This window comes from Gemmatimonadales bacterium (assembly GCA_036500345.1).
Lineage (GTDB): Bacteria > Gemmatimonadota > Gemmatimonadetes > Gemmatimonadales > GWC2-71-9 > Palsa-1233.
This window is the reverse complement of record DASYCE010000006.1, coordinates 37,011-61,936: the sequence shown is the minus strand read 5'-3', so window position 1 is coordinate 61,936 and position 24,926 is coordinate 37,011. Positions and strand designations below refer to the sequence as shown.

General features: G+C 65.7%; 20 protein-coding genes. 5 read left to right on the top strand and 15 right to left on the bottom strand.

The window, feature by feature from the left end; genetic code table 11:
* Window positions 1-12: 12 nt before the first annotated feature.
* Entirely contained in the window at window positions 13-2,550 is a 2,538-nt protein-coding gene (gene lon, locus VGM20_02505) for an endopeptidase La (GenBank protein HEY4099729.1), read from the bottom strand.
* A 285-nt stretch (window positions 2,551-2,835) separates the two neighbouring features.
* Between lon and VGM20_02500 the strand changes: the two genes are divergently transcribed.
* A complete protein-coding gene (locus VGM20_02500) occupies window positions 2,836-4,806 on the top strand; it encodes a serine/threonine-protein kinase (GenBank protein HEY4099728.1) in 1,971 nt (656 codons plus the stop codon).
* A 20-nt stretch (window positions 4,807-4,826) separates the two neighbouring features.
* On the opposite strand, the gene VGM20_02495 is transcribed toward VGM20_02500, so the two are convergent.
* The 4 genes from VGM20_02495 to VGM20_02480 are packed head-to-tail and all read right to left on the bottom strand — an operon-like array spanning window position 4,827 to window position 7,190.
* Window positions 4,827-5,429 carry a peroxidase-related enzyme gene (locus VGM20_02495; protein HEY4099727.1) on the bottom strand — a complete coding sequence of 201 codons (603 nt, stop codon included), beginning with the start codon at window positions 5,427-5,429 and terminating at the stop codon, window positions 4,827-4,829.
* A 14-nt stretch (window positions 5,430-5,443) separates the two neighbouring features.
* Window positions 5,444-6,034 carry a class I SAM-dependent methyltransferase gene (locus VGM20_02490; GenBank protein ID HEY4099726.1) on the bottom strand — a complete coding sequence of 197 codons (591 nt, stop codon included), beginning with the start codon at window positions 6,032-6,034 and terminating at the stop codon, window positions 5,444-5,446.
* A gap of 25 nt (window positions 6,035-6,059) precedes the next feature.
* The gene (locus tag VGM20_02485; protein ID HEY4099725.1) at window positions 6,060-6,461 is read right to left on the bottom strand and encodes an SgcJ/EcaC family oxidoreductase; all 402 of its coding nucleotides are present in this window, start codon (window positions 6,459-6,461) and stop codon (window positions 6,060-6,062) included.
* Window positions 6,462-6,470: 9 nt separating this feature from the next.
* Window positions 6,471-7,190, bottom strand: coding sequence for a peptidase E (locus VGM20_02480; protein ID HEY4099724.1), 720 nt, complete (start codon window positions 7,188-7,190; stop codon window positions 6,471-6,473).
* A gap of 121 nt (window positions 7,191-7,311) precedes the next feature.
* Here VGM20_02480 and VGM20_02475 point away from each other — a divergent pair, with 121 nt between their 5' ends.
* Window positions 7,312-8,691 (top strand): amidohydrolase family protein, encoded by a 1,380-nt coding sequence (locus VGM20_02475; GenBank protein HEY4099723.1) that lies wholly within the window; start codon window positions 7,312-7,314, stop codon window positions 8,689-8,691.
* Here the strand turns inward: VGM20_02475 and VGM20_02470 are convergent, their stop codons facing one another.
* The 3 genes from VGM20_02470 to VGM20_02460 form a co-directional block, all read right to left on the bottom strand.
* Window positions 8,692-9,528, bottom strand: a complete 837-nt coding sequence (locus VGM20_02470) for a hypothetical protein (protein ID HEY4099722.1) — start codon at window positions 9,526-9,528, stop codon at window positions 8,692-8,694.
* Between the two features lie 286 nt (window positions 9,529-9,814).
* Window positions 9,815-12,520, bottom strand: a complete 2,706-nt coding sequence (locus tag VGM20_02465) for an ABC transporter permease (protein HEY4099721.1) — start codon at window positions 12,518-12,520, stop codon at window positions 9,815-9,817.
* A 9-nt stretch (window positions 12,521-12,529) separates the two neighbouring features.
* Window positions 12,530-12,874 carry a PadR family transcriptional regulator gene (locus VGM20_02460; GenBank protein HEY4099720.1) on the bottom strand — a complete coding sequence of 115 codons (345 nt, stop codon included), beginning with the start codon at window positions 12,872-12,874 and terminating at the stop codon, window positions 12,530-12,532.
* Between the two features lie 192 nt (window positions 12,875-13,066).
* On the opposite strand from VGM20_02460, the gene VGM20_02455 reads away from it, so the two are divergent.
* Window positions 13,067-14,668, top strand: coding sequence for a M1 family metallopeptidase (locus VGM20_02455; GenBank protein ID HEY4099719.1), 1,602 nt, complete (start codon window positions 13,067-13,069; stop codon window positions 14,666-14,668).
* A 12-nt stretch (window positions 14,669-14,680) separates the two neighbouring features.
* Here VGM20_02455 and VGM20_02450 read toward each other — a convergent pair whose 3' ends face one another.
* Window positions 14,681-17,191: an ABC transporter permease gene (locus tag VGM20_02450; GenBank protein ID HEY4099718.1), complete on the bottom strand. Its 2,511-nt coding sequence runs from the start codon at window positions 17,189-17,191 to the stop codon at window positions 14,681-14,683.
* 21 nt (window positions 17,192-17,212) lie between these two features.
* Between VGM20_02450 and VGM20_02445 the strand changes: the two genes are divergently transcribed.
* A complete protein-coding gene (locus VGM20_02445) occupies window positions 17,213-17,392 on the top strand; it encodes a hypothetical protein (protein ID HEY4099717.1) in 180 nt (59 codons plus the stop codon).
* 19 nt (window positions 17,393-17,411) lie between these two features.
* On the opposite strand, the gene VGM20_02440 is transcribed toward VGM20_02445, so the two are convergent.
* From VGM20_02440 to VGM20_02430, 3 genes are all read right to left on the bottom strand, one after another.
* Window positions 17,412-17,759, bottom strand: a complete 348-nt coding sequence (locus VGM20_02440) for a PadR family transcriptional regulator (protein HEY4099716.1) — start codon at window positions 17,757-17,759, stop codon at window positions 17,412-17,414.
* A gap of 179 nt (window positions 17,760-17,938) precedes the next feature.
* Window positions 17,939-18,601, bottom strand: a complete 663-nt coding sequence (locus VGM20_02435) for a peroxiredoxin (protein ID HEY4099715.1) — start codon at window positions 18,599-18,601, stop codon at window positions 17,939-17,941.
* Between the two features lie 53 nt (window positions 18,602-18,654).
* The gene (locus VGM20_02430) at window positions 18,655-19,236 is read right to left on the bottom strand and encodes a peroxiredoxin-like family protein (protein HEY4099714.1); all 582 of its coding nucleotides are present in this window, start codon (window positions 19,234-19,236) and stop codon (window positions 18,655-18,657) included.
* Window positions 19,237-19,392: 156 nt separating this feature from the next.
* Here VGM20_02430 and VGM20_02425 point away from each other — a divergent pair, with 156 nt between their 5' ends.
* Window positions 19,393-21,120 (top strand): winged helix-turn-helix domain-containing protein, encoded by a 1,728-nt coding sequence (locus VGM20_02425; GenBank protein HEY4099713.1) that lies wholly within the window; start codon window positions 19,393-19,395, stop codon window positions 21,118-21,120.
* 20 nt (window positions 21,121-21,140) lie between these two features.
* Here VGM20_02425 and VGM20_02420 read toward each other — a convergent pair whose 3' ends face one another.
* The 3 genes from VGM20_02420 to VGM20_02410 all read right to left on the bottom strand — a co-directional run bounded on the left by VGM20_02420 (window position 21,141) and on the right by VGM20_02410 (window position 24,735).
* Window positions 21,141-21,611, bottom strand: coding sequence for a DinB family protein (locus tag VGM20_02420; GenBank protein ID HEY4099712.1), 471 nt, complete (start codon window positions 21,609-21,611; stop codon window positions 21,141-21,143).
* Between the two features lie 92 nt (window positions 21,612-21,703).
* Window positions 21,704-24,331, bottom strand: coding sequence for an ABC transporter permease (locus tag VGM20_02415; protein ID HEY4099711.1), 2,628 nt, complete (start codon window positions 24,329-24,331; stop codon window positions 21,704-21,706).
* A 47-nt stretch (window positions 24,332-24,378) separates the two neighbouring features.
* Window positions 24,379-24,735, bottom strand: a complete 357-nt coding sequence (locus VGM20_02410; protein HEY4099710.1) for a PadR family transcriptional regulator — start codon at window positions 24,733-24,735, stop codon at window positions 24,379-24,381.
* Between the last annotated feature and the right edge of the window lie 191 nt (window positions 24,736-24,926).

The window sequence follows — 24,926 nt, the reverse complement described above, 5'->3', positions numbered from 1 at the left end:
CCGGTCAGTTGATCAGTGCGGGAAGTGCGTCGTCAGCGGCACGACATCCCGTGGGTTCTCATCTCCGAACAGCAGTTTCCCTTCCGAATACCTCGCGTCGCGCAGTGCGAGGGCCAGCACTTCGCCAAGTTCTTCGACCGGATGGATCTCCAGCCGCTTCCGTGCTTCCGCCGGCAGGTCGTCGAGGTCGGGCTCATTCTGCTTCGGGATGATGATCTTGGTGATTCCCGCGCGTAGTGCCCCGAGGAGCTTCTCCTTCACCCCACCGATCGGCAGCACGCGTCCGCGCAACGTGACCTCGCCGGTCATGGCGATGTCGTGGCGCACTTCGCGTCCCGACAGCGCCGAGACCAGTGCGGTCGACATGGTAATGCCGGCACTCGGCCCATCCTTCGGAATGGCGCCGGCGGGAACGTGGATGTGCACGTCGCGGTCGAACATCTCTTCCTTGATGTGCAGCGCCGCCGCGTGTGAACGCGCATAGGTCCATGCCGCGCGGGCCGACTCCTTCATCACGTCGCCGAGCTGGCCGGTCAGCACGAGCTCGCCCTTGCCGCGCATCGTCGTCGCTTCGACGAACATGATGTCGCCGCCCATCGGCGTGTAGTACATGCCGGTGGCGAGACCAACTTGATCGGCGCCCGTCTTCTCTTCCGGGTGAAGCTTCGGACGTCCGAGGTATTCACGAACCAGCGCCGGGGTGAGTTCGACCTTTGCGGTCTCGCCCGCGGCGATCCGGCGTGCCACCTTCCGCGCCACCTTGCCGACCTCCCGCTCCAACTGCCGGACACCGGCTTCACGCGTGTAGCGCTGCACCAGTTCGAGGAGCGCCGGCCCGTTGAATGAAATCTGGTCCGCGGTGAGTCCGTTCTCTTCGAGCTGTCGCGGCACGAGGTACTTCTCGGCGATCGCAACCTTCTCGGCTTCGATATATCCCGCGAACTCGACCGTTTCCATCCGGTCGAGGAGCGGCCCCGGGATGTTCTGTGCGAGGTTTGCGGTCGCGATGAAGAGCACTTCGCTCAGGTCGAACGGCACGCCGAGGTAGTGATCGGTGAACGAATCGTTCTGGGCCGGATCGAGGACTTCAAGAAGCGCTGCCGCCGGATCGCCCTGGAATGAGACGCCGAGCTTGTCGACCTCGTCGAGAAGGAAGACCGGGTTCTTGGTCCCCGCCTGCTTCATCCCCATGATGATCCGCCCCGGCATCGCGCCGACGTAGGTCCGGCGATGACCGCGAATATCGGCTTCGTCCCGGGCGCCGCCCAGGGAGATGCGGACGTACTTCCGCCCCATCGCACGGGCGATGCTCTTCGCCACCGACGTCTTGCCGACGCCGGGAGGGCCGACGAAGAGGAGGATCGGCGAATGCTTGCGCGCTTCCGCCTTGTCTTCAACGGTCGGCGGCGGGACCACCGCGGCTCCCGGAACGCCTCCTGACGGTGGCACCTCACCCGACACCTGCGATTGTGGCGGCGCCGTCTTGGCCGCCGGGACGTCGCCTTCACGCTCCTTCTCCTGCTTCATCCGCATCGAACGAACCGCCAGGAACTCGAGGACGCGATCCTTCACGTCGCCGAGGGCATAGTGATCCTGGTCGAGGATCTTGGCCGCCTCGTTCATGTCGAGGCGCTCCTCGGTGCGGGTGCTCCACGGCAGCTCGGCGATATGCTCGAGATAGGTGCGAATCACCTGCGCTTCCATCGACTCGCGGCCGGTGCGACGCAGGCGCGCCAATTCTCGATCGACTTCCTTGCGCGCCTCGGGCGGGAGGTCGAGCTTGACGATCCGCTGCTCGAGCTCGTCCATTTCACCCGCTTCGTCTTCGTCGCCAAGCTCGCGGCGAATCGTCTTGAGCTGCTCGCGAAGATAGACCTCGCGCTGGCGCTCGCCGAGTTCCTCCTGCACCTGGTTCTTGATGTCTTCCTGGGCATCGAGCACCGCGATCTGACGCTGCACGTGCACCAGGACGCGGCGAAGACGCTCGTCGACCGCAAGTGTTTCGAGCAACTCCTGGCGCTGCGTGGTGTCGAGATCGAGGTAGCCGGCGACCAGGTCGGAGAAGCGGCCGGGGTCATCGATGCCGTTCAGCACCTGCTGGACGACTTCCTCGGGAAGGCCGGATTTCTGCCCCAGCTCCGCCGAACGTGCCCGGAGTTCCTTGTGCAGTGCGATAAAGGACGGATCGGTGCTGTTGACCGGCGGCAGGTCGTCGAGCGGGCGGACGACCGCCACGAGATGTCCATTCTCCTCGGTCACGTGCATCGTCATCGCCCGGCGCTCGCCGTGCAGGAGAAGCTGCATCCCGGACATCCCTCGCTGGAGCTGCCCGATCCGCGCGATGGTACCGACTGTGTGCAGTCCTTCGGGGGTGACGCCTTCGATATTCTCCCGCTGTGCGACCGCGAAAACCAGCTTCTCACTGGAGGCGAGGGCCGCTTCGATCGCCTTGATGGTCATGGGGCGGCCGGCACCGATCGGTGCCGTTACGCCGGGAAACAGGACGACGTCCCTCAAGGGGAGGACGGGAATCGTCAATCGGTCAGTCATGGGGGTTCTCCTTCCGCGGCCCGGTGGACCGCCACGGGTGTGGCGCATCCGCGAATCGCCGGTTCGCGGCCTTCAAGGGCATCTGGCGTGCCACGGCATGGCGTTCTCATCTGCCGCGGTGACCGATTGGAGACGCCCCGATTGCGCCAGAGGGGCACGGGGCTCCGATCAATACCGGGAAACCTGTCGCCCCGGCAGGGGTTGGCTGGCACGTTGCTCGCCCACGCATCCACGTGCAGATTCAAGGGTTAGTACCACTCGAAGCCTCCCCGTTTCAGGACCCGGATGAGCGATCAGTCCCAGCACGCACTCCCGACGCTCCTGAAGGAGGCGCTTGGCGACTCCTATACCATCGAGGGCGAAATCGGCCGCGGCGGTATGGGGGTGGTGTACCGCGCCCGCGATGAACGGCTGCAGCGTCGGGTCGCGATCAAGGTGCTGCCCCCCGAGCTCGCCTTCTCGAGCGAAATCCGCCAGCGGTTCACCCGTGAAGCGCAGACTGCGGCCCGGCTTTCCCATCCGCATATTGTGCCGATCCACGACGTCGGGGAAGGCCGCGGCCTCGTCTACTTCGTCATGGGACTGATCGAGGGAGAATCGCTTGCGGCACGAATTCGCCGGCGAGGACGGATTCCCGCCGACGAAGCGCGACGCATCATGCGCGAAACCGCCGATGCGCTCTCCGCCGCACACGCCGTCTCGGTGATCCATCGCGACATCAAGCCCGACAACATCCTCCTCGAGGGAACTCGCGGCCGGGTGATCGTGACCGACTTCGGCATCGCCAAGGCGATGTCGGCGACCAGTGGCGCGACGCTGACCAGCGCCGGCATGGCGATCGGAACGCCGTCGTACATGTCGCCGGAGCAGGCCGCGGGGGAGAAAGAGATCGATGGCCGCAGCGATCTCTATTCTCTGGGAATCGTGAGCTATCAGATGCTGTCCGGTGAACTGCCGTTCAATGCACCGACCGTGGCCGGCATCCTGATGAAGCAGATCACCGAGCCAGCACCGCTGCTGCACGACAGGTATCCTGATATTCCGGAGGACCTCTCGCTCGCGGTGGCACGGTGTCTTGAAAAGGACCCGGCGAATCGCTGGCCATCGGCAGATGCGCTGCGTCGTTCGCTCGAGAGTCGCAACACCGCGGGCTATCGCCCGACCGGTCTCGGCTGGAACGCGCAGACGCGCGAACCGACCGCGGCGAGGCAACCTCCGACTCGTCCGTCGCCAACGCGCGGCACACGTCCGGGGCTGGAACGGCCCAACGGATTGCCGACGCGTCCCGGCTCGACACGGCCCACGCGTCCATCCGAACGGAATCCCACCGGTGCCCGGCCGGGATTGCGCGACCGCGGGCAGGTCGCTCGTCCAGACGGCCGTGCGGCAGAACGGCAGGCCAGGCTCGAACGAAGACTGGGACGTCGCGACAAGGACACCACCCCGCTGCCCGATACCGGTGAACCGGTCATCGTGCTGCGGGCCCGGCGGCAATTCGCTCGGTTCGCCGCGGCGACCGGAGGCTGTTTCCTGATCAACATGACGGTCGGCGGCGGACCTGCGCACCCGTGGTTCCTTTTTGTCGCTGCCGCGTTTGGCTGGGGAATGATTCGGCGCTACTCGGAATTGTGGCAGGCGGGGTATTCGTGGCGGGATGTGATTCATCGTCCCGATGCGCCCGATGCCATCAGCTCCGGCGACAAGAAGATCAAGGGCGTGAAGCAGATCGCCGAGCCAAAGGCGTCGGAGTACGGCGCGTATCACGATCGAATGGCGCAGGTCTACAAGGACCGGCAGATGATCCTGTCGCTCATGGCGCAGCTCTCGCCGGCCGACAAGGAGATGTTGCCAGACATCGTCGACACCACCGAAGGGCTCTACGCGCGCGCTGCACAGCTCGCGCAGACACTCGGTTCGATGGACGCGCTCGGGGTCGACGACACGGCGCGGATCGAGGCGCGACTGGCGGACATTCGCCAGCGCCCCGACGGAGAAGAGCGTGACCGGCAGATCACGCTGCTCGAGCAGCAATTGCAGCGATGCCGGGAACTGGCCACGCAGCGTTCACAGTTCGCCGACCGCTTCGAGAGCTGCGTCATCGCGATGCAGAACGTGCGGCTCGACTTGATGCGGCTCCGCCAGAGCGGCGTCGGCGCGGTGCTGAACGGGCTCACGATGGCGACCCAACAGGCGCGGGCGCTGAGTCGCGACGTCGATCACGCCGTCGAAGCGGCGGCCGAGCTCAAGCAGCTGTAACGCGCCACTTCCTCAGATCGTCAGCGGTTTGCAGCTGTCCCCGCGATCGGACGCCCGACCGTCAGTGCGTCGCGCATCGCGGGGTCAAGGGTGCCGAGGGCGGCATCGGGAAGGGCGCCCATCGCATCGACCATCTTCGAGAAGAAGCAGCGCGCCGCGGCCACTGCGGCGATGTCGAAGATCTCGGCGTCGGAGAAGCCGTGCGCGCGCAATCCGTCGACATCGGCCTGGGTGATCCGATCGGCAGCGACGGCGACTTTCTCGGCGAAGTCCATCACGGCGCGCTCACGAGCCTCGAGCGGAGCGGTGTCGCGGTCCGTCGCAATCGCGGTCACCGTCGAGGCGTCGAAAAACTTTTCGGCGAGTACTCGTCCGTGCGCCAGCGAGCAATACGAACTCCGAATCGCCTGGGCCGCCGCAAGGGTGGCGAGTTCCCAGATCCGCGGTGGCAGGTTGGAGCGCACCGACGCCCAGAGCAGATCCCAATTCTTCCAGACCTCCGGGCGAAGTGAAAACGCTTCGACCCAGTTGGGGTCGAATCCGGCGCGGCCGCGAACCGTCTGGTACATCTCGGCTGTGAGACCGGTCGCTTCCGATGCGGGTGTGGTGGCAATGAACGGCATGGCATTCCTCCGGGTCAGGCCGGTTTGATGGACTCGTAGTAGTGATTCTCGCCGACGTCTTCGTATTCACGGGCGACCACCACACCAGCGGAAGCGCAGATCGCGCGGTATTCCTCGGCTCCGAGTGACCGTGATTCGACGGCCGTCATCGCATCGATCCACACCTGTGGTCTCGGTGGCGATGTGAACAGCAGGCGACCTCCCGCGACGATCGCGTTCGACATCCGATTGATCAGCTGACGCTGTTCGGCGGGGAAGAGCAGGAAGACGAGTCCCCAGGCGATCACCGCGTCGAACTGGCGATTGAAGTATGTCGATTCGAGCACCGATTCACATTCGACCGGGACGTCGGGAAAGTTGCGCCGGAACGCCGCGACGAACGAGGGGGAGCCGTCGACCGCGTGCACATCGAGCCCTGCCTCGATCAGCTCGCGCGTGATCGGAAGGCCGGTGCCGCAGCCGAGATCGAGGACCGAGGACGACGCGGGGAGAGCGCGAGCCCAGGCGCGCACTTCGCGAGCGCCGATGCCGGTCGCCGGTGCGCGTCCGCGACCAGCGATGAACTCGGCGGCGACCGCTTCGTATCCGGTGGACTTGTCGGTCATGCGGCGACCCGGTGGAGGACCCGCTTCAGTCGGTCGCCGGAATGGAATGGTGCTCATGGAGCACCGTCCATTCGCCGTCGATCTTCTTCAACCCGACTGTCAATCGGAATTCGAGGTCGATCTCCTCCCCGCTCTTTTCGGTTCCGGCGCATTTCATCAACGCGACCGCAAATGCGACATCGTGACCCGCCGTGACCTGCAGCGATTCGATACGATACACCACTGGTTCGTGCGACCAGGTGAAAAAAGTGTCCCAGGTGCGGCGGTAGGCGTCAATCCCCTGCGGTTCCGGCGATGGCGGGACATCGAACATCACGATATCGGGCGAATGATGCGCCAGGATTGCCGGGAGGTCCTTCCGGCGCACGGCAGCAGCCCACTCTTCGATCAATGCGCGGATTGCGAGTTCGTCAGGAGTCGTCGTCATGAAGTCCCTCTATCGGCCAAGGATGCGTGTGGCGAGTGGTGTGGTGGTGACAGTACCACCGTCGTGCGTGAGGCGGTGCGCCAGGGCGCCGGGGCGCGACGTGATCGCTTCCCGGTAGTCGGTGCCGACGAAGTGGAGCGCCGCGCCATCATCCGCAGCATATCCCGTGACGCCGTGCTCCTTCACCATCGCGCGAAACACGGTCTGCCGCGCGGACTCTCCGTCGTAGTGTGGGCACGCCACCGCGGGGAGAAGCGCGAGCCCGTCGTTCAGTTCGCGATAGCCACCGAACGAATCCGTGATGCCGCCCTGAAACCAGCAGAGCATACCGGCGCTGATCCCCGCCATGATCGCTCCGGCTTCCCATGCGCGACGCAGCAACAGGTCGAGGCCGTGAACACGCCAGATGCTGAGCAGGTGTGCGGTGTTGCCGCCGCCCACGTAGAAGATCTCCTGCTCGGCGACAAACGCCGGAAGATCGGCCGTGGTCGCAGGCTGGCGCGCCAGCGCGGGAGCGTCGAACAGAGTGAGGTCGGTGGGCGCGGCCCGACCCGCGAAGGCGCGGTAGAACTTGGCGATGTACGACGGCGAATCGGCGCTGGCGGTCGGAAGGAAGCAGACGCGCGGCTTGGCACTCCCGGCGAGCGAGAGGATGAAGTCGTCGACTGCGGGGTTGTCCGGCTCCATCGAGAAGCCGCCCCCTCCAAGGGCTACGATCTGACCGGGCATCGACAGAATGGAAGGATCATGCTTCAAGCTGGCGTGCGATCCATCCGGGTGGCAAGGTCCGGGTGGTTCGAGGCGGGTATACTTTTCTTTGTCCGCCCGCATCCAGTCTTCGAGGTCCTTCATGCTCGCTCGCGTTGCCGTTGTCGCGCTCGCAGCGCTCAGCGCGGTTGTGCCTGCCGCGGCCCAGTCGCTCACGATCACCAATGTCACGATTGTCGACGTCACCAACGGGCATCTTCGCCCGCACATGAACGTGGTGATCGATGGGAAGCGGATCACCTCGATCGATGGCCGTTCACCGGCGAGCCCCACTTCGGGCACGACGCTCGACGGCACCGGGAGGTACCTGATCCCCGGGCTCTGGGACATGCACGTTCACGCCTTCTTCACCAACGACACCGCCCGTTTCCACAGCACCAGCGAGCTGATGCTCCCTACGTTCGTCGTCAACGGCGTCACCGGCGTTCGCGACATGGGGAGCAACCTCGATGCAATCCTCGCGGCACGCGACTCGATCGCCGCACATCAGCTGATCGGCCCGCGAATGGTCGTCGCGGGGCCGATGCTCGACGGACCGACGTCGCGATATCAGGCCATCATCAAGGTCACGACTGCTGACGATGCTCGAGCCGCAGTACGCAAGCTGCACGATCGCGGGGTCGACTTCATCAAGACGCAATCGCTGGTACCGCGCGCAGCGTATTTCGCGGTGGCTGAAGAGGTGAAGCGAGAGGGACTTCGATTCGAGGGACACGTTCCCAACGAGATCCGTGCGACCGAGGCGATCGCCGCGCAACAGCACTCCTTCGAGCATCTCCTCGGCGTCTTCGAAGCGAGCACCACGCGGGAGGATTCGATCGTCAATGGCGGCAAGCGCGACCATGCCACGATTCTCGCGTCACTGAGCGAAGCGAATGAAGCACGGATCATCGCGACGCTGGCGAAGGACCATGTGTGGCAATGCCCGACGATCGCTTCGGACCTGAACACGGCGGTCGACCTGACCTCCGATCCCGGTCTTCCGTTCATGCCGCACGGCACGGTCGAGGGGTGGAAGCGGACCGCACTTCGCGGCCTCAACGCGCCAGATACGGTCGCGGCGGTCACCCGCCGCTTTGCGGCGTTCGAACTCGATCTCAACCGGCGGCTTCACAAGGCCGGCGTGCCCTTCCTGGCGGGGACCGATGCGCCGGCGGGATTCGATCTCGTGCCGGGTCCGTCATTGCACCACGAACTCGAATGGCTGGTCGCGGCGGGTTTCACTCCCCTCGAGGCATTGCAGACCGCCACGATCAACCCGGCCATGTACCTCGGCCGCACCCGCGACCTCGGCACCATCGACGTCGGCAAGCTCGCGGACCTGGTGATGCTCTCGCAGAACCCGCTCGCCGACATCAGCAACACGCGAAGCGTCGTCGCGGTGGTCGCCGACGGCCGCTATTACTCGCCAGCGGACCTCGAGCGGATGCGACTGCATCTCATGGACCTTGCCGCGAAATAGCTATGGCTGGGCGTTGAGCCACGTCTGGAACCGCGCGAACAGCTGTCGTCGCGACAACGGCCGCGTCACATCGGTGAGTGCGGCGGCGAAGGTGCTCGCCGAATCCGCCAGGATTCGCTGATGCACCGATTCGCCAAATTCCGCTGCGAGGAAGGCCAGCACGGCGGCACCGCCGTTGTAATCATCGCGCAGCGAGAGATCCGGGCTGCAGCATGAGAACACGTCGGAGTGGGCCTTCGCCCACGCCATCAATCGACGCGACGTCGTGCTTCGATTCTCCGTCGTCGAATGAAAGATCGCGTCAAACTCCTGGAGACCTTGCACAAACCAGTTCGGCGCATCGTAGTAGGACCAGCCGCCGTCAGCACGCTGCCGCTGAACTTCATAGTGACCGATCGGGATGTACTCCGACATGAGAATCTTGGCGACATAGCTCTCGGAGTTCTTCCGAACACCAAGACTCGACACCGCCGTCGACTGCTGCATGGCCGGGGCCGAGGGTGCCAGGAGTTCAATGCGCCCGGTATCAACCCCCGCGCTGTCGCTGCAGCAGTGAATACGGGCATCGTCGACGGTGACACCGGCCGCGGGCGACGGGTACAAATAGATCCCGAGGCGATAACGGTCGGGGGTGACACCATATTTCGAATGCATCAACGCAATCGAACTGTCCGCCCATCGGATGATCATCGCAGTATCGCGGGCAACATCTGGCTGATAGAAGACCGAATAGTGCGAACGACGCACCTCGATCCATTGCCCGGCCGCAGTCGAGGCGTCGAGCGCGATCAATCCGGCAATCGCCGCAACAATCGCGAGTCGTAGCTGAGAGGTCATGTCACATTGGACAACCGTTCGGGCGGACTCGTTGATTCACCCACCTCCTGACCGGATCGGTTGACGCAACGCAGGGGTTCCCGATGACGCGATCCAGTCGGCGCCATTCTTCCGGTCGAACGACTTGAAGCCGCAACGGAGGCCTGCGGCCCTGAGGCCCTCCGGCCAGTTCATCAGCTGGAAGGGCAGATCCGGCATCGTCGAACGCCCCGAGTGTCCCACCGCGTCGATCCGGTCGCCCGCCGAAACACGATCGCCTGGTCGGCGTGCGGTTCACCTCGACCGGCTATTCCCCGCGCAGCGCCACGTTGGGGTCCACATGCGACGCTCGGCGCGCCGGCAGCCATGCGGCGATCGTCGCCATCGTGAAAAGAACGAGCACTGATCCGATCACGATCGCGGGGTCGAGAGGAGAGACGCCGAAAAGCATGCTGCGCAAGGTGCGCGTGGCCGCGGCGGCCCCCGCCACGCCGATGGAGAGACCGATCGCCGTCAGTATCAGGGCGCCTTTCAGAACGGATCGGAGGAGCGAGCCTCCTGTTGCGCCGAGCGCCATCCGGATGCCAAGCTCACGGGTCCGTTGCGCCACGGTGTACGAGAGGACGCCGTAGATGCCGAGCGACGCAATGACCAGTGCGATTGCGGCGAAGGCGCTGAGAATCAGGGCGTAGAACCGCGGTCGCACCGCCGACGCCGCGACATCGCCGTGGATCGTTCCGTATGAGTAGACCGTGGCGTCGTGGTCGACGGAGTGCACTGCGGCGCGCACCCCGGCGAACAGGCGATCAGGATCGCCGCCGGTGCGAACCATCATTGCCACGGTGAACGGCAGCGTTCCATATCCGACATAGATCGCCGGATCGACCGTCCCGTTGAGCGAATCGAGCTTTGCGTCGGGGACGATGCCCACGATGGTCCCGCGCGAACGAAAGGAATCCGCCGGCGACGCATCGACATGGTGCGACAACCCGAGGACGACCTGCTGCCCGAGGGCATTGCCGTCACGGAAATACTTCCGCACCAGCGCCTGGTTCACGACGACCACCGGCGCGACCTCCGGGCCTTCTTCCACAGTGGTGAACGTTCGACCGGCAACGAGCGGAATTCCCAGCGTTCGGAAGTAGTCCGCCGAAACCGGGAGAACTCTCGCATTCGGCTCGTCCTCGTGCGCCACCGGAGGACGACCCGTGATCTTGAACGAACTGGTGGCATTGAAGGAAGCCTGTCGATCGAATGGGCGTGCAGCTGCGACGGCAACGCTCGCCGTACCTGGGAGGCGCCGCAGTTGCTGCATCACCTGATCGGTGAATCGGCGGGTGTCGATGTCGTATCGATAGCGCGGACCGGTGAGTCCGATATCGAAGGCGACGACTCGCTCGCTCCCCATCCCGGTGTCGACGGCAAGGAGCCGCTCGAAGCTCCGCAACAGCAGGCCGGCACCGACGAGAAGGATCAGCGCGAGGCCGATTTCCACGACGACAAAAGTCTCCCGGGCGCGATGCCCTCCGGACTCCGATCCTCGCCCGCTGCCGCGGAGCGCGCCGCCGAGCGACGAACTCACGGTATGGAGTGCCGGGAGGAGGCCGAAGCCGATACCAACGAGCACGGCGATCGCCGCGGCAACACCAAGCACGACGAGTCGCACGTGGATCTCGTCGGCGCGTGGAAGGTCGGCGGGACCAAGGAGCACGACGATTCGCACCAGCACAAACGAGAGCAGCGCGCCGACGAGTGCGCCGGCGCCGGCGAGAATCACGCTTTCGGTGAGCAGCTGCCGGATCAGACGTCCGCGCCCGGCGCCGAGCGACGTGCGGACTGCAAATTCGCCGCGGCGAACCGATCCGCGAACGAGGAGGAGATTCGCCACGTTGGCGCAGGCGATCATCAGTACGAGGAAGACTGCACCGAGCAATGCATACAGTGGTGTTCTCAAGTCGCCGACCAGGGTGGTGGTGAGCGAGGCCGCACCGAGGTGGTAGCCCTGATCCGACTTCGGATAGGTGGTCGCGAGGATCGACATGATCCGCGAGAGATCGGCCCGGCCGCGCTCGAGCGTCGTTCCTGGACGCAGCCGCCCGATGACGTTCAGTTCGCGGAAGCCTCGGTTGTCGGTCTGGGTCTCCCACGACTCATAGACGGTCGGGATCCAGAGATCGGGATGCGATGGAAAGGTGAGTTGCGGATCGGCAACCCCGATGACCTGGTACGACGCACCGCCGATCTGGACCGTCGCGCCGATCACCTTGGGATCGGCCCCGAACAGCCGCTGCCACGCACCGTACCCGAGGACCACGACCTTCCCCGTCGACGCGGAATCCTCGCCGCGATGGAAGACTCGGCCTCGCGACGCGCCGACCCCGAGGAGATCGAAGAAACCGGCCCCGACTCGCGCCTCGTTGACCCGCTCCGCCTCGTGACCCGCCATCACGACATTCGCGCTCCGTCCTCCCTGCACCGGCACCAATGCGGTAAATGCCGTGGTCTGGCGCTGCATGTCGAACAGATCGAGCGGCGAGATCGCATCGGCGCTGCCGTCCTTGTCGAACGGCCGCAACTGCACCAGTGCGCCGGGATCGGCAAACGGGAGCGGTCGAAGAAGGACACTGTCGACAACGCTCATTACCGCCGTGGTGGCGCCGATCGCGAGCCCGAGGGTTCCGATCGCGACGGCGGCGAAGCCGGGTGCGCGACGGAATTGCCGGAATGCCATCCTGATATCCTGCCAGAGATCACTCATCGAAGCCTTCCTCTCGGCGAGTTCGAGCCGTCTATTGTCATGGTCGCGGAGCCACGCCGACACGGTACCCAGATCGCCGAGGCGACGATGCGCCTGCAGGAGTGCATCGTCGGGCGACGAGCCGGCCTGCGTGTAGTCGCGGGCGCGCATCTCGAGGTGGAAATCGAGTTCGTCACGTACATCATCGTCGACCACCGGCCGCCAGAAGCGGATGTAGCGACGGATCCCGCCGGTGCCACGATCGGGGTCACGCATTGCGCCACCTCATGCGACACCCGGGACGGTGCGAAGGACCGCGGTGACCGCCCCGGCGAACTTGAGCCATTGCACCGACTCACTGGTGAGGTGACGGCGACCGGCGGTGGTGATCGAGTAGAAGCGGGCGCGGCGGTTGTTCTCGGAGACTCCCCATTCCGACTTCACGAGCCGGCGGTCCTCGAGGCGGCGGAGCGCCGGATAGAGCGATCCCTCCTCGATGCGGAGAACATCGCCGGTCGACTGCTCGATCCATCGTGCCACGCCATAGCCGTGCGTGCGCCCGCCAAGCAGGGCGCGCAGGATCAGGACGCCGAGTGTTCCCTGCAGCAGATCCGCCGATTCGCCGGCCATTGTTGCTCTCCCTTGGCAAGTCTATGGGAACGATACGGCGCGACCCGGGATCGGGCAAGAGCCACCGCGCTGGCCGACGCGCCCGGTGGGGCCTATGGTTCGTCTCCCGCACCGGACGATATGCCCCGACACTCCGCGCTCCGACTCGCTTCCGCGGCCGCCGCCGCCGCCGCGATAATCCTCGTCAATGCGATGCCCGCGACTGCCCAGCGGCTCCGCACCTTCACCCACGCCGATTCGCTGCGCGGATCGACGGCGGCTCCGGATCGTACGTGGTGGGATGTCACCTACTATGATCTTCAGGTCGCGATCCATCCTGCCGACAGCACCATCGCCGGGCGGAACACGATCACCTACCGCGTCATCCGGCCGTCGCAGGAGATGCAGATCGATCTCATGGCGCCGCTGGTGCTCGACAGCGTGACGCAGGGTGGGCAGCCGCTCGCGATCCGCCACGACGGCGACGCGCACTTCGTCACGCTCACCACGCCGCAACGCACCGGGGAGCGGTACGCGGTCACCGCGTGGTATCACGGCCGGCCGAAGACGCTGCCCAACGACGGATTCCACTGGGCGAGCGATTCGCTCAAGCGGCCGTGGCTGATGACCGTCGATCAGGGGGTCGGCTCGTCGATCTGGTGGCCGCTCAAGGACAGCTGGGCCGACGAGCCGGACAGCCAGCGCATCGCGATCACCGTACCGGACCCGCTGATCCAGGTCGCATCGGGGCGGCTGCGCAGCACGACGCATCACAGTGACGGCACGACCACGTACGAATACGTCGCGAGCCAGCCGATCAACGCCTACGCCGTCAACGTGACCGCGGGGAACTACGCGCACATCGGCGAGACGTACGTCGGCGAGCGGGGGCCGCTGACACTCGACTTCTATCCGCTCGACTATCACCTCGCCGCTGCCCGGAAGCAGTTTCTCCAGGTGCGCACCATGCTCCAGTGCTACGAACACTGGTTCGGGCCGTATCCGTGGTATCAGGACGGCTACAAGCTGATCGAAGCTCCCACGACCGGAATGGAACACCAGACCGCGATCACCTACGGAAACAACTACGCCAACGGCTATCGCGGCCGCGACGTCTCCGGCACCGGCCTCGGCATGGGATGGGACTACATCATCGTCCACGAGAGCGCGCATGAATGGTTCGGCAACAGCATCACGGCACGCGACCAGCGCGACATGTGGATCCAGGAGGGCTTCGCGAGTTACGCCGAAGCGCTCTTTACCGAGTGCCTCTACGGCAAGGCGGCGGGAGAGGATTACATCGTCGGTGATCGCCGGGGGATTCGCAACGATGCACCGATCGAACTGCCGCAGTCAGGTGTCGGGTCGCCGGGCTCGGGCGACATGTATCCCAAGGGCGCGTCGATGCTGCACACCATTCGCCAGCTGGTCAACAACGACGAGAAATGGCGCGGCATTCTTCGCGGCTTGAGCCGCACGTTCTATCACCAGGTGGTGTCCGGCCCGCAGGTTGAGGCGTACATCGGCGCGCACGCGGGGATCAAACTCGACAAGGTGTTCGATCAGTACCTGCGCACCACCAAAGTGCCGACACTGGAATACCGGATCGGCGACGGACGACTGAGCTATCGATGGACCGATGTCGTCCCCGGCTTTGCCATGCCGGTGCGGGTGCGGCCCGGCGCCGGGGCGGCGTACGCGCTCATCAAGCCGACGGAGAAGTGGCAGACGGTGAAGACGACACTACCCGACGGAGGGGACATTGTGATCGACCGTAATTTCTATGTGAAGAGCCGGAAGGCGACCACTCCGTAATCCGCATCGCCGCTACTTGGAGAGGGCCGCGAGCGCCGGAATCCGGGCGGCCTTCCACGCGGGGACCATCGCCGCGACAACCGCGGAACCGGTAAGAACCGCCAGCGCGCCGAGCGCAGAGCGCCAGTCGGACGCGCTGATGCCGTGGAGCTCGCCCGTGAGCAGCCGGCTCGTCACCCACACCAGCGGGACACTCGCGAGCGTTCCCACCGCGACAAGGATCAGCGCCTCCCGGACCACCATCACGATCATGGCGCCGGGACGGGCACCCAGGGCAATGCGTAGCCCGATTTCGCCGGTGCGGCGGGTTACCGTGTACGTCATGATGCCGTACAGACCGATCGCCGCGAGCAGGAGCGCCAGGATGCCGAAACCCGCCGTGACCTGGGCGAGCAGCCGCTGCTGCGCAATCGAATCACTCATCGACACGGCGAGGGGGAGCGCGTCTTCGATCGGGAGGAGAGGATCCTGCGCGACCACTGCCGCACGAACCGCGGCGACGAGACGCGCCGGATCGCCCGATGTGCGGATTGCGAAATTGACGTCGGCGGGGACCCCGTTGAGCTGCTGATCGTACGACGTATAGAACCGGCGCGGCACGTCACCATCGAGGGTGTGATCCCTGATGTCGCCGATCACGCCGACCACCTCGAACGACGTGGTGTCGTCAATCTTGAACGAACGCCCGACCGGATCAGTCGAACCGAAATAGAACCGCGCGAAGGGCTGATTGACGAGCGCGGTGCGATGCCCATGAAGCGCGGCCTCCTGGCTGGAGAAGTCGCGACCTTCAATGAGGTGCGCACCGAGCGCGCTGACGTAGTTGGGCCCGACCTGGTCGGACGCCGACAGGCTATCGTCCCGAGTCTTGCCGCTCCATCCTGGAATCATCGGTGCAGTGGCCGACTCGATGCCGCTGAAGATCCCGTTCTCGGAGTACGTCACGGCGCGGATCCCCGGAATCGCAGAGAGGCGGGCGGTCAGCGTTCGCGTCAACTCGGTGAGCGCTTCCCCCGAGTAGCCGCGCGACCGCGAATCGACGGAGAGCATCAGGAGATGATCCCGGTCGATGCCGGTCCCGGTGTGCTCGAGATTGCGCAGGCTCTGCACCAGGAGCGCGGCGCCCATCAGGAGGACGAGCGAGAGCGCGATCTGCCCGGCGATCATCATCTTCCCCGCGGGAAAGCGCTCGCCCCTGGCGCCCAGCCTCCCTACGGTGCCGCGCGCACGCAGTCCGGCCGCGAGATCGAGCCGCACCGACCGCGTGGCTGGCAACAGACCGAAGAGCAATACGGCCAGCACGGAGAGCCCGAGCGTAAACATCAGCACGCGCAGGTCGAGCGAGATCGCCAGCGGAGTCTGATCTCCTGCGACCAGCGACACCAGCAGGCGTCCGGCAACCCACGCCGTGCCGAGCCCGGCCGCGGCAGCAAGCGACGCGAGGACCACGCTCTCGGTCATCAGCTGGCGGAGGAGCCGGCCTCGTCCCGCACCCATCGCCAGCCGCACATGGAACTCCGATGTGCGGGCGATGGCGCGCGCGAGCAGCAGATTCCCGACATTGGCACAGATGATGAACAGCAGCAGCCCCACTGCGGCCAGCATGGTGAAGAGCGGCGTCCCGTATACCGTCCGCATCCGCGAGAATCCGTTGGCGCCACGCTGGACCGGAATGGATTGGCGCTGCATCGCGGCGGCGTTGTCGGGCGGCTGCACGTGCTCGACGAGCGCCTGATGCACCAGCGGCGGAAGCCCGGCGATCGCATGAGCGACCGAGCCTCCCGGCGCCACCCTGCCGATCAGGAGCAGCCAGCTGACGTGGCGATCATCGAAGAGCGGAATGTGCGGCTGCAGCAACGGCTGCATCGTGATCGGAATCCAGATGTCGGTGGGCTTGTCCACGATTTCCCCCGCGAAGCCCGGCGCCGACACGCCGATGATCGTGAGCGCGATGTTGTCGACGACGATGGTGCGGCCGACGACATCGGGTGCACGGGCGAAGCGACGCTCCCAGTATCGATCGCTGATGACCGCGACCGGTGACGCACCGGCGACGCTGTCCTCCACCGGACCGAAGACGCGCCCCTTCGCGGCGGGAACGCCGAGCACCTGGAAGTAGTTGCCCGAAACGAACCGTCCTGCGGGATGCTCGAGTCCCGCAACGCCCGAATCGACCCGCACATCCAGACGGTCTGTCCGCCCGGAGGCGAGCATCCCCGAGACCAGCGGATTGTGACGAAGGTCTCGATAGAGCGGATACGAGTAGAGGTCTGCCTGTGGCGTGCCGTTCGACATCGAATTGATCCGCGACGTCTTCCCCAGCGACACCAGCTGCTCGGGTGCGTGCACCGGAATCGGACGCAACAGCACGGCATCGATCAACGTGAAGATCGCGGTGTTCGCTCCGATGCCGAGAGCAAGGGTGCAGATCGCGATGACGGCGAACGCCGGATTCCGCCGCAGGGCGCGCAGCGCGAAGACCGTGTCCTGCCTGAACTCCTCGGCGTAGCGAATGCGCGTCATCGACTTCTCCCGTTCGACATCATGAGTGAGACAGGCATCGTGTACGTGACGCAGGTCGCCAAACTGTCGCAGCGCCTCGTGGCGCGCGGCGTCCGCATCCATCCCGGCCGCGATGAGCTTCCGCGTGCGCATGTCCACATGAAAGGCGAGTTCCTCGTCGACATCGCAAGCCAGATGGTCCGGCCGCAAACCGAGGCGTGACGCGCGACGCATCGCCGGATCAGCTCGCCTGCGGTGCCGGTGCCGCGATCGCCTTGGCGACCGCCCGGGTGTACCGCTCCCACCGGGAGAGTTCACCGCGGAGTTCGATCCGTCCGGTCCGGCTCAGGTGGTAATACTTCGCCTTGCGATTGTTGTCGGAGTAGCCCCATTCCGAGACGAGCCAGCCGCGGCGCTCGAGCCGGTGCAATGCGGTGTAGAGCGGACCTTCCTCGACCAGCAGATCGCCGTCAGTGACGGTGTGGATCCACTCCGCGACCGCGTAGCCGTGCCGCGGTCCCGCGGCCAGCGCCTTGAGGATGAGAAGATCGAGTGTCCCGCGGAGCAATCCGCCATCGGCATCGAGCATGACCCGTTTCCCTCTTGTTTAGATGGGAAGATGCCGGAAGACGCCCGGCGGCGCAAGACAGGTCGAGACCTCAATGGCGGGACGATGGATAGGACGATGTCGCGGGCAGGGGAGCGCGAGGATGACCGCGCGCTCACCCCTGAATCACCGATCGGCCCGGAACTTCAGGCCGGACCGGGTTACGCCGCCGGCTGTGCCACGATCCTGAGATACGGCCGCGGTGCGCTCCATCCCTTCGGATAAATCTTGCGCGCCTCGTCGTCGGTCACGCCCCCGCCGATGATGACGTCGCCCCCCTGGGTCCACTGCGCCGGCGTCGACACCTTGTGCCGCGCGGTGAGCTGCAGCGAGTCGATCACCCGCAGGATTTCGTCGAAGTTCCGGCCGGTCGCCATCGGATAGATGATCACCAGCTTGATCTTCCGGTCCGGTCCGACGATGAACACGCAGCGGACTGCCTGATTGTCCGCCGCCGTCCGTCCTTCGCTGACGCCGGGAGTTGAAGCCGGCAGCATGCCGTAGAGCTTCGACACGGCGAGATCCGAATCGCCGATCATCGGATAGTTGGGCGCCGTCCCCTGCGTATCGGCGATGTCGAGCGACCACTTGGCGTGGTTCGAGACCGGATCGACGCTGAGCGCCATGATCTTGACGCCGCGGCGGGCGAACTCGGACTCGAGCTTCGCCATGTACCCGAGTTCGGTGGTGCACACCGGCGTGAAGTCCTTGGGATGCGAGAAGAGCACCCCCCACGAATCGCCGAGCCAGTCGTAGAAGTTGATGCGGCCCTGGGTCGTCTCGGCATCGAAGTTCGGGGCGGTGTCACCAATCGTGAGCGGCATTGTCGTGTTCTCCGGTGTGATGTGGTTGGTGTGGTGAAGCAACGGGCAATCGGTTACACGGTGATCAATGGCTGCGACGCGAGCCGCTGCGACTCGCCCTGCAGCGCGTGCCACGCGCGCACGACCTGCGGCGCGTCGAGCGAATCGGCGTACTGCGTGCCGTAGTGGGCCAGCACGATGCGGCCGGCCGCGTCGACGATGAAGTCGGCCGGATTGCCGGTGATACCGCCATCGCTCGAGAAGAGGCCTGGGGGATACCCGGCGGCGAGGGCCCTGGCGTAGTCGAACATCACCGCGGGCGACACCATGCCGCGCAGGCCGTTCTCGACGCCGTACGCCCCGAAGACGGTCCTGGCAGGATCGGGAACGAGATCAAACGGCGCCGCATCCCTCTGCGCCGCGGCCAGCTTGTCGGCAGGCGAGTGGTAGAAGACGATCGTGGTGAGGCCCGCGTCCCGCACCAGGTGATGCTCCTGGATGAAGCGGTGCATGTGCAGGTTGCAGACGGGGCACGTTGCGAAGCGGTAGAACTTGAGGAGGAGCGGGCGACCGCGAAGCTGCTCGCTCGAGACGCGGCGGCCGCCGATCGACTCGACGATGAATCCTGGGGCCGGGGAACCGAGGGTGAGGCGCATGATGGACTCCTGGCGGATCGTTGAATTGGCTGTCCGGGCTGGCTCGTCCCGGTTGCTGCGCGTATAGTGTGGGAGTCGGCATTTCCCCGACATTGGGCGCGCGCAGAGCGTTCGATGAGTGTTCGATGAGTGACCGGCGAGGAGCCCCGAAGAGCTGTGCCCATCCTTCGTTTTGGAACATTTGAACTCGATACCGATGCAGCCCAGCTCCTCCGCCAGGGGGTGCGCATCGCGTTGCCGCCGCAACCGTTCAAGGTCCTTGCCCTGCTGGTGACACAGAACGGCTCGGTCGTCACCCGGGCGGAAATCCGCGACGGAGTCTGGGGCACCGGGAGGCATGTCGAGTTCGACCAGGGCCTCAACTATTGCATCCGACAGATTCGCGAAGCGCTCGGCGATGACGCCGAGGCGCCGCGGTATGTCGAGACCCTGCCGCGGCGGGGGTACCGATTCCTGGCGCCGGTCGCGGCGGCGGCGCCGGTAACGGCCCGGCCACTCACGCGCATCATCGTCCTCCCGTTTCGCCAGCTGCGCGACGATGACGACACGGCATACCTCTCCTTCTCGCTCCCCGACGCCGTCGCCTCATCGCTCTCGGGGCTCGAGTCGCTCGTGGTCCGCTCCAGCCTGGTCGCCGCCCGGTATGCCGGCAACGCCACCGACACACACGCCATTGGTGCCGAGACCGACGTCGATGTCATCGTCACGGGGACGCTGCTTCGATCCGGGGGTCATGTGCGGGTGCACGCGCAACTCACCGAGTGCGCGTCGGGAACACTGCTCTGGTCCCATACGCTCCAGGTCCCGGTCGGCGATCTCTTTCAGATCCAGGACGAACTGGCGCGCGGTATTGTCGAATCTCTCGCGGTGCCGCTCACCGCACGCGATCGCCTGCGCTTGCAGAGCGATGTCCCGGCGAGCAAGGCGGCGTACGATTGCTTCCTGCGGGGCAATCAGCTGAGCATCGATCCCAAGCAGTGGAGCGTGGCGCGCGAGTACTACGAGCGCGCCGTGGCGGAGGATCCCCGCTTCGCGCCGGCCTGGGCGCGCCTCGGCCGGCTATACCACGTCGAGACCAAATTTTCTGAAGGGGTACACGACGGCGGGCTGGTTCGCGCCGAAGCGGCGTTCAGGAGGGCGCTCGAGTTGAACGCGGATCTCACGATGGCGCACAAGCTGTATGCGCAGCTCGAGGCCGACCTGGGCCGCGCGCACGACGCGATGGTCCGGCTCCTCGGCCGTGCACGCGCTGCCGACCCCGAACTGATGGCCGGCCTGGTGACCGTCTGTCGGTACGTCGGACTGCTCGACGCATCGGAGGCGGCGCACGAGCGCGCCCGCCGGCTGGATGGCAAGATCGGTACGAGCGTGATGCACACGTGGTTCATGCAGGGGGACTTCGCGCAACTGGCGCGGCTCTCGGTCAGCAGCTTTCCCTACATCGTGGCACTCGCGCTGGCAGAACTCGGGCGTGGAGAAGAGGCGCTGCCGGCGTTGTGCGAGGTCGAGGAAAAGATGCCGACCCGGCGACGGCACATGGCGGTTGGAGCGCGGGCATTGATCGAGGGGCGCGTCGCCGACAGCGTCGTCGCAGTTCGCTCGATGCTGTCACCGGACTTTCGCGATCCCGAGGGGCGCTTCTACGTGGCGCGCCACATCGCTCGCCATGGTGACGCCGAGGAAGCGCTCGCACAACTCGAGCGGATCACCGCCGACGGATTCTCCTGCTATCCGATGCTGGCCCGTGATCCGTGGCTGGACGCGCTGCGCGGCGTGCCGGCGTTCACGTCACTCCTCGAACGATGCGCGGCGCAGCATCGCGCCGCGGTCACTGCATTCGATGCGCTCGATGGTCAGTCAGTGCTCGGCGTCGCCTCGCCGTAAACTGCCGGATTCGCGCGCGGTTACGGCTCCGAATCCGCACTCGGTCCGTAGATGTCGGGGACCTTCGACCCCATGTTCCGCAGGTACGTCGAGAGCTGGCCGCGATGATGGACGCTGTGGTTGGTCGCAAAGCCGATCCACGCTCCACGCGACATCTGCATCCGGCCGTAGAAATCGACCGTCTCCGCGAGCTTCTCGCCGGGAAGCTGGTTCATCGCGTGCAGCTTCGCCGGAATCGTCGCCGTGTAATACTCGACCACATCCCCGACGTTGTTGAACTGCGCCGCGGCCTTCGCGGCTGCTTCCTGATCAAAGTGGAACTGGCCGCGCTCGATGCAGTCCAGAAACCACGCGTCGCTCGTCGCGATGTGGGTGGCGAGCTGCCACGCCGAGCGCGACTTGGGCGCGGGACGGTGCTCGCGATGTGCGTCCGGGACCGCGTTGAGCACCTTGATCGTCGAGGGAATCTCGTGTTCCCAGAGGGCGATCATGGCTGATGCAACGGCTTTGCCTTCTGCAGCGCTGGACATACTCGGCTCGACAGGAATGAGAGAGGAGCAAAGATAGCCCGCCCGCGCAAGCGCTACCCATGCAGCGCAGTCGCCGGATTCACGCCGGTAGCGCGCCGCGCCGGGATCACCGTCGCCGCAGCGGCAACCAGCGCAACCACTCCGATCGACGCGATCATCGTCACCGGATCGCGAGGACGGACGCCGACGAGAAAGCTCTGCAGGAATTGCGTGACCCAGAGCGACGCCATCGCTCCTGCAACGAGCCCCCCAATGATCGCACCCGCTCCCTGCCAGCTGAGCAACGCGACCACATCGAAGGCGGTTGCGCCGAGCGCCATGCGCACGGCGACTTCCGGGGTGCGCAGCGAGACGAAATAGGCGATCACGCTGTACACGCCGGTGATCGCGAGGAGCAACCCGGCACCGCCGAGGACGGTGAGCAGGATCAGCGTGAACCGCGTCGCCGCGAGATTGGTGCGCAGTTGCTCCTTCATCGTCGCCGCCTGGTAGACTGGCGCGGCGGGATCGGCATCCTTCACGACGGCGCGAATGACCGGCGCGAGCGCGGCACCGTCGCCGTGGCGGGCCCGGGCGACCACGGTCATCGCGCGCGACACCCACATCCATGCGTCGCTCGGCGCCTGTGCCATCGGCAGGTAGAATTCCGGCCCGACGTCCTGGGTCGGACCGTTGGAATGCACGTCGGCGGCGACACCAACGACCGTCTTCCACCGCGGGTCGGCGTCGGTTCCTTCGCAGCAGGCGATCCGCTTGCCGATGGCGCTCTCGTTGGGCCATGCCTTCCGGGCCAGCGCCTCGCTGACGACGATGACGCGCATCGCCCCGCGCACGTCGGCGTCGCTGATGTCGCGGCCGGCGACGAGCGGAATGTGCATCGCCGCGAGATAGCCCGGCGTCACCATCCGCAGCTGCGACTGAATGGCGTAGGCGATCGTTCGCGGCCGCCCTTCGGGGACGAGACCGTTGGAGGTCCCGGCAAATCCGAGCGGCGCCTGCGAGGTCAGCGCGGCCGCGGCGATCTCGGGCCGCGACTTGAGTGCCGTGACGATCCGATCGAAGGTCTGCTCTGCTTCGGCCACGCCGTCGCCCTGGGCAGGCTGGCCAAGCGCGACGCGCGCGGTGAAGAGTCCATCCATCTCGAAGCCGGGATTGATGCGCGCGACGTAGATCGCGCTGCGGATCAACAATCCGGCGCCGACCAGCAACATCAGCGCGACGGCAATTTCGATCCCCACGAGCGCGGTGCGAGCCCGGTCGCGGGTGCTCGCCATTGCGGTGCGAGTCCCCTCCTTGATCACGCCGTGGAGATCGGTGCTCCCGGCCCGAAGTGCCGGTACCAGCCCGAAGATGACCGAGCAGACGATCGCAATCATCAGCGCAAAGCCGAGGGCGGTGCCGTCGATGCGGGTCATCTCGAGGCGCGGGATTCCCGCCGGAGCAGCTGCGACCAGCAGTCGGACGCCGGCCCACGCCACGCCGACACCAAGCACCGCCGCGGCGGCGCCGAGCACCAGATTCTCGGTCATCAGCTGGCGAATGATCCGTCCGCGACCGGCGCCGATTGCCGTGCGGATCGCAAATTCCTTGGCGCGGCTCGCACCACGCGCGAGGAGAAGATTCGCCACATTGCCGCACGCGATGAGCAGTACCGATCCGACGGCACCGAGGAGCAGAAAGAGCCAGGTGCGATTGTCGCCGACGATCACATCCTTCTGCGAGCGAACATGCACGGCGTAGCCGGTGTTGGTCTGCGGATATTCCTTTTCCATGTCGCGGGCGATCGAGGTCAGCTCGGACTGCGCCCGGTCGATCGTCGCGCCAGGCTTGAGGAGCCCGATGACCACATAGTGATGATTGTCACGGTCGGTCAGCTGTTCGCCGGTGAACCCCGCCGGCGTCCAGAGTTCTTCGCCCGAGCTGGTGGGATCGAATCCTGCCGGCATGACGCCGACGATCAGATATGACGTTCCGTTGAGACGGATCGTCTTGCCGACGGCATCGCGGTCGCCGCCGAAGTCGCGACGCCACAGCCCGTCGCTCAGCACGGCCACGTTCGGATTTGGGTGATCCTCGGCCGCGGTGAAGACACGACCCACCGCCGGCCGGACGCCCAGCGTGGTGAAGAAGTTGGCGGTCACCTGCGCGCCGACCACGCGTTCCGGCGAGTCGCCTGAGGCGACAGTCATGTTGCCGAAGTCCGCGGCGGCGAGCTGATCGAACGAAGTCGAACGGCGCTGCCACTCCGCGTAGTTGCCTGCGGCAGCATTCCCGTCGACATCGTGCCAGCGATCGAAGACCATCGCGAGCCGATCGGCATGCGCGTACGGAAGGGGCCGCAGCACCACCGCTTCCGCCGCGCTGAAGATCGCCGTGGTCGTCCCGATGCCGATCGCGAGGATCGACACCGCCACGCAGCCGAAGACCGGGAGGCGACGCAACTGCCGCATCGCAAGACGGATATCCTGCATCAGTTCGCTCAGGTATTCGTGGCGTTGCATCTCACGCTCCCGTTGATAGCCGAGTGCACGGCATGTGGTCATCGTCGAGCCCAGGTCACCGAACTTGGTCATCGCTGCGCGCCGGGCGGCCTCGGGGTCGAGACCGCGGGCGATGTATTCGTGAATCCGCATTGCGACGTGGAAGTCGAGTTCGGCGTCGACCTCCTCGTCGACGCTCATCGTGCCCGGAATCGGGCGCGCGCCCTTCCGGCGACCCGGCCACCAGCTCACCGGTCGGGTCCTGCGCCGGTCGCAGTCAGGAGGACCAGCGACACGATGCTCACGTAGTCGTTCCAGTCCGATGTCTCGAGCTGCAGCTGCTTGCGGCCGCGGGGGGTGAGCCGGTAGAGCTTTGCCTTGCGGCCGAGCTCCGACATCCCCCACGACGCTTCGACCCATTTCTTCCGCTCCATGCGGTAGAGCGCCGGATAGAGCGACCCGTCCTCGATCTGCAGCCGGTCGCCGGTGGTGTCTTCAAGCCAGCGCGCGACGGCGTAGCCGTGACGCGGTCCCCCGCTCAACGCCTTGAGCACGAGGACATCGAGGGTACCGTGAAGCCAATCCTTGGACTGATCGCCGGACATTGAAGACTCGCGGCCAGGGTGATTACCAAGACTGTCTAAGTAACGCTACCAACGGATACCCAGACTGTCAAGGCAATGGCGATCGAGGAGTGTCCGTTTCCGGACAAGCGCAACCACAGGCGGACAGCCACAGGGTTTGACGGCACGGGCGCCACGACGCAAAGCGCGGCAGCGCAAGGACTTGCTGTGGG